This is a genomic window from Bradyrhizobium sp. LMTR 3, from assembly GCF_001693485.1.
Classification (GTDB): Bacteria; Pseudomonadota; Alphaproteobacteria; order Rhizobiales; family Xanthobacteraceae; genus Bradyrhizobium.
Genome location: NZ_MAXC01000012.1, coordinates 576,422 through 590,836, shown reverse-complemented (window position 1 = coordinate 590,836; position 14,415 = coordinate 576,422). Strand labels below are relative to the sequence as shown.

Below are 14,415 nucleotides of genomic sequence, written 5' to 3'. Positions count from 1 at the left end.
GCTCATTTCGGATTCATGCCGGACATAGTGTTTGACGCGGGTCAAAGACGATTTCACGCGGCGACCGATTACCTCACCTTGTCACCCAGCAACGGACATCGCTCAGGGCCGTAGGTCCGCTTTGGGCCGGCCAAAAGCGGAAGTCACGAATGGCTACTCCATACTATCGTCAGCGATTAATATCTAACATGAACTGGTTCACAAATGCACAAGAGGGCCAAACGTAACCGCGCACGATATGCAAGCCCGGGCTCTTAGCGGATGCGCTAGTGCGATCAGCAGGTCCGAGAAGCGTCGAACATCGACGTCCACCGCGCTTTCCAATGATCCCAAAAACGATTAATCTCCTTCTCTTCACGCAATTCAGAAACTTGATCGGAGAATAAGCCGCACGATAAATTAGATGGAGGAACCTATGGTGAAGAGAGCGATTACGCTCGGCGGCGGTGGTCCCGCAGCCGGCCTGCACATCGGGGTTCTCGAAGCTATTGCCGCTGCCGACATAAAGCCGAAGATAACGTTTGATGTGTGGGGATTGTCCTGCATCGGCGCCCGGGTTGGCATTGTTTACAATCAATTCGGCGATGACGTTGAAAACAAAGACAGGGCCGAACTGACCTATCAATTCTTCAAGAATGGAGTTTTTCGGGAGGACGAACTATGCGCGCTTTCCGATAAACACCGTCTTCGAACCGGATTGACGCAAGCCACATAAAGGCTCTGAATAACTTCGTCACCGACCGCGACAACTATAAAGGCTTCCTCTGGGACCCGTACATTCCCGACCAAGCAGGAAGACCCAACGATGTCCCTGAACAGGCTTAGGTCGCAGAACTATCAACGTATCGAGCTGATCACGCGGACAGCATCCGCCGTCCTGATCGACGGAGCAAGGATCCTCGAAAGCATTTCGAGGTTCCGCGCTACCTGGAGCTGTAGGTCAACGTTACGTCTGAGTAGGAGCGAGTATCATGCCAAACCTCAAATATCACGTTGTGAGCACGGACAGAGGTCAGCTCCAGATTTTTTACGGCAGCAAACCGCCAGATACTGAGCCGAAGAACGAGCTTGAAGCCGACGAAAGGGCCTTCAGGGAGCGATGGGTCCCCCGGACCTGGACGATCGTGCATTCCTGTAACGATGAAGAAGCAGCGAAAACGAAGCTCCAGGAAGAGCGCGCGAAATTGTCTGATCAGAAGTAGGAGAAGCGAAGGGCCAGAATTGAAAGCCATAGCCCTGGATGGACCAGGAAGGAGCACACATGGGTGACGCTCAACGATTGGGAGTTGATTGGACACAGCAGCAGTGGGGGACCATCGACGCGGCAGTCGCATCGGAAGTAAAACGCGTTCGGGTCGTGGAACGAATGATTCCGACGACGAAAGTCGGTGCAAACGACAAGACAGTCGCCGTTGATCGGATCGACGCCCTGACGCGCACCATCGATGACGTGACAACGATCCCGTTACCCGAGATCTCGGTCCGGTTCCTCTTGGATAAGCAGCAGGTTCAGCAACCCGAGCTCACGCGCGCACTTTCACTGGCTCGCCGGGCCGCGAGCGACTTTGCTCGCATCGAGGATGAGGTACTTCTTCGCGGCCTTGCATTCGTTGCTAACGCCTATCGCCCAGATGGTCGCGCCCTGCCGAGGCACGCTGATATTCAACGCGGGCAGGACCGCGCGGACTACGATGGCTTGGCTGGTAGTGCTCGCAATGTCGCCTACGGCCCGCGCCGTCAGTCGCATCAGGTAGTGAATGCTACGGGGGGCGTATCCGATTACGGACACCTCATCGTTTCGGCCGTAGCCGAAGCGATTGTCATCCTGGAAGCGGCCGGGCACATGGGTCCATATCACCTGATTCTCGGACGCGATGCTTTCATCGCCGCCCTCACACCGAACGCACCCACGCTGGTACTTCCAAAGGACCAGATCGAGCCTCTTTTGGCCTCGCCCATTCGACGTTCCCCGGCGCTTGATGCGGAAGAAGGAGTGCTTGTTTCGGTCGGGGGCGATCCCGCAGACCGGGTCGTTGCTGTAGAACCAACGCTACGCTTCATCGAAACGACCGCGCAGGATCAGTACCGCTTCCGAGTCTATGGCGTGCTCGCGATGCGTCGCAAGGAGCCAGAAGCTGCGGTGCGCCTGTTGTTCCCGCCATAGCGCCGTACACCGCAGTGCGAGCGACAACTCTTCGCGTAATTCAAAACTCGATCGGAGAATGTTCAAATTGAACCACGCAACAGATTAGATGGAGGAGCCAATGGTGAAGAGAGCAATTGCGCTTGGCGGTGGTGGGCCGGCAGCAGGGCTGCACATCGGGGTTCTGGAAGCTCTTGTCGCCAACGATATAACGTTTGATGTGTGGGCATTATCCTGCATCGGCGCCTGGGTTGGGATCGTTTACAATCAGTGGGGTGACAACGAAGATAAGGTCGAAAAGACTTATCAATTCTTCAAGAACGGCGTTTTTCGAGATGACGAAAGCTATAAGCGCTTTCCCATAAACACCGTCTTCGGACCGGATTGGCGAAGCAACATACAGGCTCTGAATAGCTTCGTCACCGACCCCGACAATTATAAAGACTTCCTATGGGACCCGTACAAGATGATGGATGTCTTCCAGGACTCCATGGAGCTCGTGTCCAATCAGATGCCCGGTAAAAAGAAAAAGTTTAAAAGACTGGATGAAGGAGACTTCAATAGATGGATTCTCAACCAGGCAATGGCGACCAATCCCTTCGTCCGTTATCTCACATCGATGATGTACCTGTCCAATGTCAACGGCCTGTCCAGGATCAACTATCCTGACAGCGAGTTTATGAAGAGCATAAATTTCGCGGAGCTGGAAAAGCAGGGAAAGCCAGCTATCTTTCACAACGCGTGGAATCTCGACGAACAGAAGCTCGCGTTGTTTTCCAATTGTGAAATGAAAAACACTAAAGAGTACAAGGGGTCTATCGATGCACGCTCTCTATGTGCGTGTTCGGCCCTTCCCTTCGTCGAGGGAACCGTAGAGATCGACGGAGTTACATACTGCGAAGGAGCTTTGGTCGACACCGTCAACTTCTGGAGCTTACTCGAGGAGCACCCCAATCTAGACGAAATATGGGTGAGCAGGATCGTCGATTCGAAGCAAATCCGAAAACCGGAAAATCTTCATGATGCCTTGGCAAATCTTTGCCAATTGTTTGCAGCGACAGTTGGCGAAGATGACGTCAAGCTGTTCAAATACCATGTCCGGTATGACAATCCGGGAACAGGGAAAGAATGGAACGGCACAGTCGTCGAGATTCACGTGCCGGGGCACATCAATTTCAACTGGAATCACAGCAATCTGGATAACGGGCGAAAGCTGGGGAAAGCCGCTGCGGACCAAGCGATTGCAGTGTATGGCAGGGAGATAAAGCAAAAGCCGCACAACAAGCCATATTTTATAAACGAGGATCCGGAGAAAGACGGGGCGGGGTGGCGAGCGGTGCAAGATAAGTATCATGAATATCGAAAGCGAGCGGCTGTGTAACGCCAAGGCAAAGTAGCTCTTTGACCAACTTGGCGAGCCCGAGTTCGAGTTCAGTTTCGACAACTAAAGTCCAAGTCACCTCAACCGGTCGAGCAAAGCCTTTGCCTGCTTTAGATCCTGAGTGTCAAAACCCTCGGTGAACGAGGCATAGATCGGCGCGAGGAAATTGAGCGCTTCCTCGCGTCTGCCCTGATCGATCCACAGCGCGGCACGGTCCGTTGCGGCTCGAAGTTCAAGCGTCTTGGCGTGTTGGCTTCTTGCCGTGTTTAATGCCTGGTCGAGCAGTGCCTGCGCTTCGGCTTCGCCGCCTGGTCCGCCGCGGACGACCAGCACCCGTGCCTTCAGCCGATACAATTCGGCCTCCAAGATTCGTTCACTGTTGCGGCCGGTTGTGGCGAGGCCGTGCTCGATCAATTTCAGCGCGGCCTCGTAGTCGTGACCAATCAACAATGGCGGACACAAAAGCACGTAGAGCGCGGTGATGGCCAGCTGATAACCTGCGCTACGATATTCGTCCAATGCGGCACGGATCTCCCCGAGTGCGCTGGAAGGATCGAGCGACGCCACGCATATGCCCCGAATGGCGCGCGCCAAGCGCCATTGCCGGAATCCATGCTCCTCCGACAGGGCGATACAGCGTTCGGCATGACGTTGCGCAGTCAGGAATTCGCCACGAAGGGCATGAAGAATGCATGCATAGTAACAAGCATATGCTTGCGAGTGCGGATGACTGATGGCGTCGGCGCGCTGAGTGGCAGCGTCCATTCGCATAATTGCCGTATCGGCGTGGCCAAGCAGCCAGAGAGCCCACGACATCAGCGCCAGATCGGCCACGCCGGCATCCTGGCCGGCCGCACGCGCCGCCAGCCTGTCCTCCTCGCTGCTCGCCTCGAACGCTTCGTAGGCGCGTTCGATCACTTCATGGGCACCGGTGAGGTGTCCCATGAAAAGGCGGATCATCGCCTGCCCGCGCATCGCGTTGAGCAACGCCGGTCGATCGTCGCGCGCTTCGGCGAGTTGGAGCAGGACCGCGATCGTTTCCTCGGCCACCGGCAACTCACCGCGCATTACGCTCGCGGTGGTCAACCAGAACATCACCTGGAGTTTCTCGGGAGGGTTTCCAAGGCGCTCGCACAGCTCACGCGCGCGGGCAAAGGTTGCCATCGCCTTGTTCGAGGCTGGCCCTTGCGTAGCGATCAGGCAGGGCCCGAGAGCGAATTGGAAGTCAAGTTCCAACCTGTCCTTTCGCGCGCTGTCAGGCAGATAGCCCGACGCCTCGATACCTCGTTGCAAGTGTACGATGGCCTCAAGGTTCGCCGAGCGCATGGCGGCCTTCTTGCCCGCCTGCAGCCAATATGCCACCGCCTTTTGGAACAGCCCGGCCTCCGTCAGATGGTGCGCGAGAGTTTCGGGCTGAGCCTCCACAATTTCCGGGAACCGTTGCTCGAAGGCGTCCGCGATCGTGGCGTGCAGCGCTGCGCGTCGGCTCTTCAGGAGTCCCGAGTAGGCGGCGTCCCGCACAAGCGCGTGCTTGAAAGTATAGACCGCCTGGGGTATCTCGCCCCGGCAGAATATCAACTCCGACCGAACCAACTGGTCAAGCGCCTCCTCAAGTCTCTCTTTTGGCAACCCAGCTACGGCGCTCAGCAGTTCGTAGGAGAACTCGCGACCCACCACAGCGCCGATCTGAGCCACCTCCCTCACCGGAGCCAATCGATCGAGCCTCGCCATCAGCGATGCGTGCAATGTCGTCGGAATCGCCATCGAGGGCAGAGGACGGTTAAGGACGTAGTGATCGTCCTGCTCATGTAACAGCCCGGTTTCGAGCACCGTCTTGGTCAGTTCCTCCACGAACAGGGGCACGCCATCGGTGCGGGCGAGGATCTGGTCCATTACCTCTTCCGGGAGCGTCTTGCCGGCGGTGACGCGCTCGATTAACGCCGCCCCGTTGCGTCGGTTCAGCCGCGTGAGCGAGATCGTCGTCACATGCGCATGACCTGGCCAGGGCGGCGCGAACTCGGGCCTCGCGGTGATGAGCAGCAGCACTCGAAGCCGCGGTACCTGTTCCAAGGTCATCGTGAGAAGCTCCAGCGACGTCGGATCCGCCCAATGGACATCCTCAACAATGAGAAACACGGGCTGTCGCGCCGCCAAGCCATTGAGTTGAGCCAAGAACGCCGCCAATGTCATCTCCTTGCGCTTCTGCGGGCTCAGCTCTGGCATGCGGTAACGGTCACTGGGTGGTACCGACAGAAGGTTGGCCAAAGGTAGCACTACGCGGTCGGCATCAGCGCCGGACCGCGCGAGCAGCGCTTCAAGCTTGGCGAACTTCTCTGCCGGCGGGTCACTCCGCTCGAACCGGGCAGCCCGTTCGAGCTGGCGGATGAATGGATACAGCGCACTGTTAGTGTGGTGCGCCGAGCAGAACTGGCGCACTGTAATGTGCGGTTCGGCGTGGAGCCGCTCGTCAAGCGCTAAAGCAATGTGCGACTTGCCGATACCGGGCTCTCCGGTGAGCATCACCGCGCAACCTTCGCCACGCTTGGCGTGCTGCCAGCGACGCAACAGCATCTCGATTTCCTCGTCACGCCCAATTGGCGGCGCCAATCGGGTTTTGTGCTGTGCCTCGAAACGGCTTTCGACTTCGGTCGTTCCCAGGACCTGCCAGGCTGGTATTGGCTCCGCCCATCCTTTGAGCGCGACAGGGCCGAGATTGCGGTATTCGAAATGCCCATCAGTGAGCCGATGCGTACTCTCGGAAATCAGCACGGTACCGGGATTGGCGAACTGCTGCAGGCGCGCAGCCAAGTTCGGCGTCTCGCCAATGACCGTCTGCTCTTGAGCCGAGCCTTCGCCGGTCAAATCGCCCACGACCACCATGCCGGTAGCGATGCCAACGCGAACCTGTAGCTCGGTCGCGGGATCTGTCCGGAGCTTGGCTACGGCATCGACCAGTGCCAGCCCGGCGCGTGTCGCCTGTTCGGCATCATCCTCGTGCGCCTGAGGATAGCCGAAATAGGCGAGCACGCCATCTCCCATGTACCGCGCGATAACACCGTCATTCTGGGCGACAACCTCTGCGATGCAGCGGTGATAGGCGCCCATTACGGCCCGCAAGTCTTCCAGATCAAGGCGAGCCGAAAGTGCCGACGAGCCGACCAAATCGCAAAACATGACTGTAAGTTGACGCCGCGCGGCGTTGTCCGCCGACGCCGGCTTGGTGCCCGTTCGAGGTATTCGCGGAACCTCTCCCTGAAGTTCTGCGATCGCGCGCAGCATCTTGCGGCGATGCCCCAGCAGGACGCCCAGGTCCTTTAGATCCTGCTCCGTGAGATATCGAACGACCGAGAGGTCGATGGCGTTTTCGCGGAATCGCTCCGTGTACCCGCTCAAACCGATCGATGCTAGCCACTCTGCAATACCTGTCATGGTAGACCTATGGCGTGTACAATGAGAATAGCACATGGAAGAGCCTTGCGAAGGCACATCTGTCGACGGAGGCGCCGATCGCCAGACTTCTCGCCCAATGTAATACAGTGGCCCCGGCGAAAAGTGGACGCTGCCAAGCGCGACGTTTGTTAAGGGTCCAGAAAAGGACTCATGCACCGCAGCAGCTCGTATCCTTATTCAATTACCGCGTCGGGGCTCAGTTAAGCAAATCCCGCCAGCTTAAGCTGGGCGGACAGCTAATTCTTGCGCGGATCGTCAGCCGGGTTGACGTAGTCAATACCCGGGCCGGTGAATTGCACTTGGAGAACTGCTTCTTCGTTGCCGGTCCATGCGCAATGCGCGTGTTTGCCGGTTACGCCCACAATGCGCCCGGCTTCAGTATTTGGCTTTTTTCTCGAACTTTTCACCTTGGCTCGTTTCGATAGCACCACTGATTATCGTTACGACCTCGGAATAGGGGTGAGTGTGCGGGGGCATTTGGAAGTTTGCGGGAAAGTTCATGCGTAAGATGATGGTGTCTCCAGCCTTCGTCTGGTCGCCTACCAGAGTGGCGATTTGGACGCCCTTGGGAAATGCCGGATTCTCGGCGTCAGAACTCGGGCGCTCCCTCACGCGCGGTTCGCGCCTGATGACGCATGTGCTGCCAGATAGCGAGGCCGACCGATAGCGCCGCACAGAGCAATAACGCGCCGGAAATCGGCCGCGTGAAGAACAGCGGCGGGTCTTTGTCGTCCGTCATGATCGCCCGAATAAGGTTGATCTCGATCTGATCGCCGAGGATGAGGCCGAGGATCAGCGGCGCCAGCGGAAATCCGCACCTCACCAGCGCATAGCCGAACACGCCGAAGATCAGCGGGACATTCGCTCTGCATGGTGTTGTTGAGCGCGTAAGCACCGATCACGCAAAGTACCAGCGCAAGCACCGCGAGCCTCACGCGGGTGATCTGAAGCATGAATAGTGCGCCCGCGGAAGCGGTGGCGAAGAGCTCAATTCGGGTTCGAGGAGCTTTTCTTTTTTTGTTGTTCCCGGTTAGGCTACTGGTTTGCCGGGTAGCTGACAGACATCCGGATGCAGCAGCGGCGCCTCTTTCATCCAGATTTTCGCACCTTGCGAACCAACTCTCGCGTTCAGGTCGACGCCGGCGGGCAGGCGGCCCCAGCTCTGCGGCTCCAGCGCTTCGCCCCCGATTGTTAGTCCCCCCGATAGAACGAAAAACTCCAACCCGCGCGTGTTCGCAACCCTGATGGTTTCACCTGGCTCCCAGTCCTCAAGACGCACCTCCTCGTGGCCATCCTCGAACAGAACGGTTGCTCTCATTGCGCCAGAGCGCGGCTCGACCTGTTCTCCCTGACCTGGTCGACGCACGATCTGAATCTGGTCCCCATCACGGAACTGCCACAGCCTGACGAAAATGGTGCAGCCATCCTTCGAGGCGGGGACATGCGAGGTGCCCGGAGGATTACGAAAATAGGTGCCCGCGGGGTAATCGCCATGCTCGTCCTGAAAGGTACCTTCCAGGACGACAATTTCTTCTCCACCGCTGTGCGTATGACGCGGGAAGACGCTGCCGGGAGCATAACGTACAATCGATGTAGCGCGCGCGACTTCACCGCCGATGCGGAATAGCATGCGCCGATCAACGCCGGCCGACGGACTGGCTGCCCAGTCCACTTTCGCGGCATGAACGAAAACTGGCTTTGATAGGTCATCGTTAATGCGCATCGCTGCTCTCCCTCATGGTAGCACCATCCAAAACTTGGCGCTTCACTACTTCGGCTCTTTCACCGTTGCTCGCGACTAGCGAACACAGGTTCGAATTCATGAACCGGTCTAACGACCCGCCTCCCTTCAATTTCTCGCTGCTCCAGCAGTTCTCGCAGGAAAGCTGCAGCGGGACCGCTTTAGATTCCGGCGAGCGGAAGTCCGCTCGCCGCATTCTGAGGTCGTCGTGAAGCGATCAGGCGCCGCGCTTCGTCGGCGCGACCACTGCGCAGCAAGGCGCAGGTCACGGAATATTCCAGGAGGTCGCGCTGCGCGCGGCTACCTCCGACTCTTTCATGGGCCTGCAAAACGGGCTTTAGTTCATCGACGACCCGTGTCCAGTCGCCCCTCGCCAAACCGTCGAAGCCGCGCGCGATAGGTACCAGTGTGTCCGCAGCGGGTCCCTTTGGGTTCTCGATGATCCTCGCAAGTGCCTCCGCATCGCCAGCCATTGCAAAGGCAAGTGCACTGTGCATATCGGCAAAGACGATCCCTGAATTGGGAAACCACTTCGCCGCATACTGGCTGATTTCTCTCCACAATTCCAGAGATCGCGGCTCACCTGCCATCTCGGCCCGTGCAAGGAACGAAGCGCAGTCGGTGAGGACATTTATCTGCGGGCCCCACGAACCGCCCGGATGCAGCGCTTCGCGATAGATCTTCCATGCCTGATCGCGCCTGCCGGTTTCCAACGACCAGAGGGCAAGATGCCAGCTTATATGGCAATGCAGTTGTCCCTCTCGCGGGTAGGCGGCATTCCATTGGTCGAGATAGGCGAGCCCTTCTTCGCGCTGCCCCTTCTCGTAGAACAGATGGGCCTTGATATGCGCAGCGTGTGCATTGCGAGGAAAACCGCGAAGTGCGGCTTCGATATTCCTAAAACCACTCTCGAGCTTATGCAGCTCGATTTCGGCAAACGCGAGCACTGTTCGAAACCACCAGTCATCGTCATAGTGCGTGGCCAGCGGCTCCAGCAGTGCTAGCTGCTCCACCTCGCGCCCGGACCTACCGGAGAAGCCAATCAGACCGAAAACACCGGTGGCCGGCGCCAGCACCATGGCGTCGCGGGGCCAGTCCTTGACGTGTTCGGTTATCATCGAAACAGCTTCAGCGCCCCGACCGCCCAGGATCTTGGCAAAGATCGCAATATGACTTTGCTCGCGCGCTGTCGTAGCTTGGGCGAGCGCCAACGCGCGTTCCAGCGGATCTTTTGCTTCGTGGCCCCGACCGAGAACCTGCAAGCTCCGCGCAAGCGCAATGTGCGCAAGGGCAAAGTTTTCATCGGCCGCTATCGCCTCACGGAAAGCCTGGTCAATGCCGCAGCCGGCCGATAACAGCTTGTCAACACCGACGATATAGGCGTCGCGGGCATTGCTGGAGCTTGTGCTCAACTTGTTCCCGTATCGGTCTTCAAGAGCGTTCGCGAGATTTCTCATCGGGTTCGCAGTCATTCGGATGTTTCCCTATCGGCAGCCGCCTGCTTGGATTGCGCCTGCTTACGGCGCCGCTCATCGCCTAGTTTGAGCAATCGCTCTCGATCTGCTGGGTTGACCCGACCGTATCGAGCCCGCCAGACGGTCCCTCCTTCGTTCCAGGCAAATGGCGCCTTGACAGTTGTTCGCGGCGCCTTCGATGTCTCAAAAAGGGCGAGCGCCTGGCGCACGATCTCGCGCTGCATGTCGGGTCGCCACGGATGCCCGCACGGATTGCCCAGCGGAAAATCCGTGAAGTAGAACCGTGGAACGCCGCAATGCTCGACAACGTCCAGCGCCGAACCGATAATGACGGTTGGAATTCCATTCGCTTCGAGATGACGAGCCACGAGGCTCATGGTCTGGTGACAAACGGGGCAAAGGGGGCAAAGGATTGCAGCATCCGCTCCATCTTGTCGAACGCGCGCCAGGATTTCAGGCGCATCCGTGGTCTTCGTTTTTCGCTGGCTGTATTCCGTCGGCACACCGTGAAAGCGCGGGGTCAGTCCGGCGATGATTCCATCGGCGACTAATTCGAAAGCGGTTTCTATCGGCAAAAAGCTGCCCCGATCATTGGTGTGGGTCGACTCCTTGTCCCACGCAACATTGTCGGTAAACAGCTTCTCCGGCGGCGGCGAAACGACGCCTGACCACACGCGCTTCACCCCATCAAAATCCAGCGGACTGGCCGTGGTAATCAGTGCGATGCGCAGGTCCGAAAGTGGCTTGGCAGGCAGGGTGAAGGGGACTTCGTCAAAGGTCGCCCAGACATAGTCGTTGGCGTATCCGAGAGCACGGTAATAGTGGCGCGTTCGCTCCATATATTGCACTGGGGCGTCTGCTTCGTTCATGTCGCATCTCCTCGAAGCGTTTCTTGCGCAAGCCGGCTGGCTTGAACACTTTGTATCGGCAAGGCGGCAAGCGCCGTGCTGGTCAGGTTGGCTGTATGTTGCCTCGATACGAAAACCCAATTAGCGCCAACAACGCGATCAGTAGTGGTACGAACGAGAGAGCCAAGACAGTCGACCAGCCGAAGGACGACAGCAGCCCGCCGGAGAGGAATGAACCGACCGTCATCGTGCCAAAGACGACGAAGTCGTTGAGCGACTGGACTCGCGCCTTTTCCTCGGGACGATGGCATTCGAGAACCATGGCCGAAGCACCGATGAAGCCGAAATTCCAACCGATCCCGAGCAAGATCAGCGTCGCCCAGAAATGCGCGACGTCGATGCCGAGCAGACCCACCGACGATGAGGCAGCGATGAGCGCCAGCCCGACGGCGACGACAGCGGATGAACCGAACCGCGTGATAAGGCGTCCTGTCCAAAAGCTGGGGGCGTACATCGCGATGACGTGCCACTGCAGACCAAGATTGGCTGACTCCTGGGACAACCCGCAGAACTTCATCGCCAGCGGGGCTGCCGTCATGATGAAATTCATGAGCAGGTAGGAAACTACCCCACAGATCACTGCCAGGATGAAACGCGGTTGGTAGGCGATCACAGCGAGCGGCCTTCCAGCGCCTCGCTCAGTTGCAGTTGGCCGAGGAAGCTGAACGCCCGCCAGGATGACTGCGGAGAAAGCCGCAAGCGTCGCTTGGCCAATAAACGTCGCCGCGAAGAGGTAGGGCTCCCACAGGTTCATGGTGTGCGTCACAAGCTGTGGACCAATCACACCAGCGAATACACCGCCGGCCATCACGGCGGAAAGAGCACGGGGCCGCCGTTCCGGCGCTGCGCAATCGGCAGCAGCAAAACGGAAGGAGAGCACCACTGCGGCGTAGGCGCCCCCGAAGAAAGTCGACATGCAGAATAGCGGGAACGACGCCCGGAGGACCGCAAGAAACGCGATCAAGCCCGCGAGGATGCCGCTGCCCGCACCGAGCAGGAATGTTGCACGCCGGCCATACCGTTCGGCGACGGCACCCGCCGGTAGTGTGCAGAGGGCCATGCCGACGACAAAAACGGAAACCGGCAGCGTCGCCAGCGTCCTGCTGGGCGCCAGCATGTCGCCAACAACAGCCCCGGTTGCGTAGACGACCGTAGAATTGGCGCCCGCGAGCGCCTGAGCGACAGCAAGCCTTACGACATTGCTGCGCTCTCGGCGAACGGCTGTCGCCGCCTCATGGTTGAGCGCGGGAAAATTGAAGTTCATGCTGCGACTGCTCCGCCAGTCAATGAGATGCCCCGCGATCGAGCTCGGCATCGGCGTAGATTCGGCTATTTGCAATCCGCCTTGCATTTCAAGCCCTCGGTGTCGGGTCGCCCATCGGCAATGAAGCCGTCAGCGTTGGGCATCTTCACCTTCTGCAATTCCTGCGCGTCCATGATCGCTTGCCGCGGTACGATGTCGTTGACGTACAGCAGGTAAGCCACCACCGAATAGACTTCGTCCGCCGTCAACGAGTTCGGCGCCGTGAATGGCATGGCTCGATTGACGTAGTCGAAGATCGTTGTTGCATAGGGCCAATAACTGCCAACCGTCTGAACGGGCTTTGGCGTGGCAAGCGTACCTTTGCCGCCCACTAGCCGGTCGAAACCTTTCGCTGGATTCTGTCCCTTGTCGCCATGACATGCGGCGCATTGCTCGGCATAAATCTTCTCGCCTTGCTCGACGGTACCCTTGCCTGGCGGCAATCCCGCGCCGTCCGGCCGCACGTCGATGTCCCACCCGCGGATACGTTCCGGAGTAGCCGGCGTTCCAAGGTCAAGCCGCGCTTGCTGCGCGAGCGCAGAACTGGCGACGAAGAGCAGGGCAACAATGGAGGCGCTAAGTGCTCGCATTGGTGACGACTCCATCAGCAGCAACCTTCCAGCCTTGAATTGCATTGAAGTGGTACCGGGGATTTGTTCCCCGCGCGGCAATCAGGCTCGAACGGGTGGGCTGCATCCAGCCCTTGTCGTCGTAAGCTCTGCTCTGGATCTCCAGAGGCTGACCCTGCCAGTTGAATGGCAGTCGGAAACGGGTCAGACATTTGTCGAGGACCGGCTCCTGGAGTGTGGCCCGCCGCCATGTGGCACCGCCGTCAACAGAAACGTCGACACGCGTGACGTGGCCGCGTCCCGACCAGGCGATTCCAGAGATTTCGTAGAACCCCGGGGCCTTGAAGCTGCGATCGGCATTCGGGAAGGTCACCACCGACTTTACGTCCATCTCGAATGCGAATTGATACGCCTTGCCGTTCGCAAGCAGGTTGGTGTAACGCGCGGTCTCTTCTCGCGTATGCCATGGACGATCGCCGATCTTCAGGCGACGCAGCCATTTCACCGACATATTTCCCTCGAAGCCCGGAAGGAACAGCCGGACGGGATAGCCTTGCTCCGGCCGGAGCATCTCTCCGTTTTGGGCATAGACGATCATCGCATCGTCGAGCGCTTTTTCGATCGGCACACTGCGCGTCATGGCGGCAGCATCGGCGCCTTCGGCCAGGATCCATCTGGCATCCGACTTCAGTCCGACCTCTCCCAAGATCGTCGAGAGCGGCACCCCGGTCCATTCGCAACAGGACAACAGCCCGTGCGTGCGCTGGACAGAATGGTAGCCGGACTTTCTCCATTCGGTGGAACTGTTGCCGGAGCACTCCAGGAAGTGAATACGGGTGACCGCAGGAAACCGAAGGAGATCGTCCATCGTTAAGATCAGCGGCCGATCCACCAGGCCGTGGACAAGCAAGCGATGCTGATCAGGTGCGATTTCGGGCACGCCGGCGTGATGACGTTCGAAGACGAGGCCACTCGGCGTGATGATGCCGTGCAGGTCCTGCAACGGCGTAACGCTAAAGGCCTCGGTGTCGGTGGCGCGAGGCTCCCGAATGCGGCGCACGACATCCTTCTCGAATTTCGACGGCAGTCCATAGGCCGGCGACAGAATCGGCCTACCCTGTTCATGCATCCATTCGGGAACGTCCGGCGGAACGGTGCCGGCTCGGGCCTCGCGGGAATTGGTGGACAAGCCGCCGATTGCGATAGCCGCCCCCGATGCCAGGATTCTTCGTCGGCTTACGCTCATTGCGCTTTCCCTCCCTTGGTCTCGGTACCGCCTGCGTAGTGCGCTGGACTGAACGGCGGCACTTGCACGCTTGGGGCCCGCCAGCAGCCGCGCTGCTTTCACTCCCCTCAGCCTAAGAACAAAGCACTGGTGTTTCCCTCTACAAAATGCCAATTTATATCGATGAAACGTCACAGATCGCGCAAGAACGTCGGCTGGA

At 58.7% G+C, this 14,415-nt stretch carries 13 protein-coding genes; 4 read left to right on the top strand and 9 right to left on the bottom strand.

Annotated features, from left to right (window positions below; all coding sequences use genetic code 11):
- Positions 1-415: 415 nt before the first annotated feature.
- The 4 genes from LMTR3_RS12365 (at position 416) to LMTR3_RS12350 (ending at position 3,524) form a co-directional block, all read left to right on the top strand.
- Positions 416-715 (top strand): hypothetical protein, encoded by a 300-nt coding sequence (locus LMTR3_RS12365; protein ID WP_245319836.1) that lies wholly within the window; start codon positions 416-418, stop codon positions 713-715.
- Between the two features lie 256 nt (positions 716-971).
- The gene (locus LMTR3_RS12360) at positions 972-1,202 is read left to right on the top strand and encodes a hypothetical protein (protein WP_065745276.1); all 231 of its coding nucleotides are present in this window, start codon (positions 972-974) and stop codon (positions 1,200-1,202) included.
- Positions 1,203-1,261: 59 nt separating this feature from the next.
- Positions 1,262-2,164 carry an encapsulin gene (locus tag LMTR3_RS12355; protein WP_176721865.1) on the top strand — a complete coding sequence of 301 codons (903 nt, stop codon included), beginning with the start codon at positions 1,262-1,264 and terminating at the stop codon, positions 2,162-2,164.
- Positions 2,165-2,264: 100 nt separating this feature from the next.
- Entirely contained in the window at positions 2,265-3,524 is a 1,260-nt protein-coding gene (locus tag LMTR3_RS12350; RefSeq protein WP_065745639.1) for a patatin-like phospholipase family protein, read from the top strand.
- A gap of 75 nt (positions 3,525-3,599) precedes the next feature.
- Here the strand turns inward: LMTR3_RS12350 and LMTR3_RS12345 are convergent, their stop codons facing one another.
- The 9 genes from LMTR3_RS12345 to soxC form a co-directional block, all read right to left on the bottom strand.
- Complete coding sequence (locus LMTR3_RS12345; RefSeq protein ID WP_065745274.1) at positions 3,600-6,953, bottom strand: AAA family ATPase; 3,354 nt, start codon at positions 6,951-6,953, stop codon at positions 3,600-3,602.
- A gap of 257 nt (positions 6,954-7,210) precedes the next feature.
- Positions 7,211-7,381 carry a cupin domain-containing protein gene (locus tag LMTR3_RS38440; RefSeq protein ID WP_176721864.1) on the bottom strand — a complete coding sequence of 57 codons (171 nt, stop codon included), beginning with the start codon at positions 7,379-7,381 and terminating at the stop codon, positions 7,211-7,213.
- Between the two features lie 182 nt (positions 7,382-7,563).
- Positions 7,564-7,815: a hypothetical protein gene (locus LMTR3_RS12335; RefSeq protein WP_065745272.1), complete on the bottom strand. Its 252-nt coding sequence runs from the start codon at positions 7,813-7,815 to the stop codon at positions 7,564-7,566.
- 189 nt (positions 7,816-8,004) lie between these two features.
- Complete coding sequence (locus LMTR3_RS12330; protein WP_065745271.1) at positions 8,005-8,697, bottom strand: cupin domain-containing protein; 693 nt, start codon at positions 8,695-8,697, stop codon at positions 8,005-8,007.
- 179 nt (positions 8,698-8,876) lie between these two features.
- Positions 8,877-10,187, bottom strand: a complete 1,311-nt coding sequence (locus LMTR3_RS12325) for a tetratricopeptide repeat protein (RefSeq protein WP_065745270.1) — start codon at positions 10,185-10,187, stop codon at positions 8,877-8,879.
- Positions 10,184-11,059: a hypothetical protein gene (locus LMTR3_RS12320; RefSeq protein ID WP_065745269.1), complete on the bottom strand. Its 876-nt coding sequence runs from the start codon at positions 11,057-11,059 to the stop codon at positions 10,184-10,186. Before LMTR3_RS12320 ends, LMTR3_RS12325 begins: the two co-directional genes overlap by 4 nt.
- Before the next feature lie 82 nt (positions 11,060-11,141).
- Complete coding sequence (locus LMTR3_RS12315) at positions 11,142-12,362, bottom strand: MFS transporter (RefSeq protein WP_065745638.1); 1,221 nt, start codon at positions 12,360-12,362, stop codon at positions 11,142-11,144.
- 65 nt (positions 12,363-12,427) lie between these two features.
- Positions 12,428-13,006, bottom strand: coding sequence for a c-type cytochrome (locus LMTR3_RS12310; RefSeq protein WP_245319873.1), 579 nt, complete (start codon positions 13,004-13,006; stop codon positions 12,428-12,430).
- Positions 12,978-14,216, bottom strand: coding sequence for a sulfite dehydrogenase (gene soxC / locus LMTR3_RS12305; protein WP_065745267.1), 1,239 nt, complete (start codon positions 14,214-14,216; stop codon positions 12,978-12,980). Before soxC ends, LMTR3_RS12310 begins: the two co-directional genes overlap by 29 nt.
- Positions 14,217-14,415 lie beyond the last annotated feature (199 nt).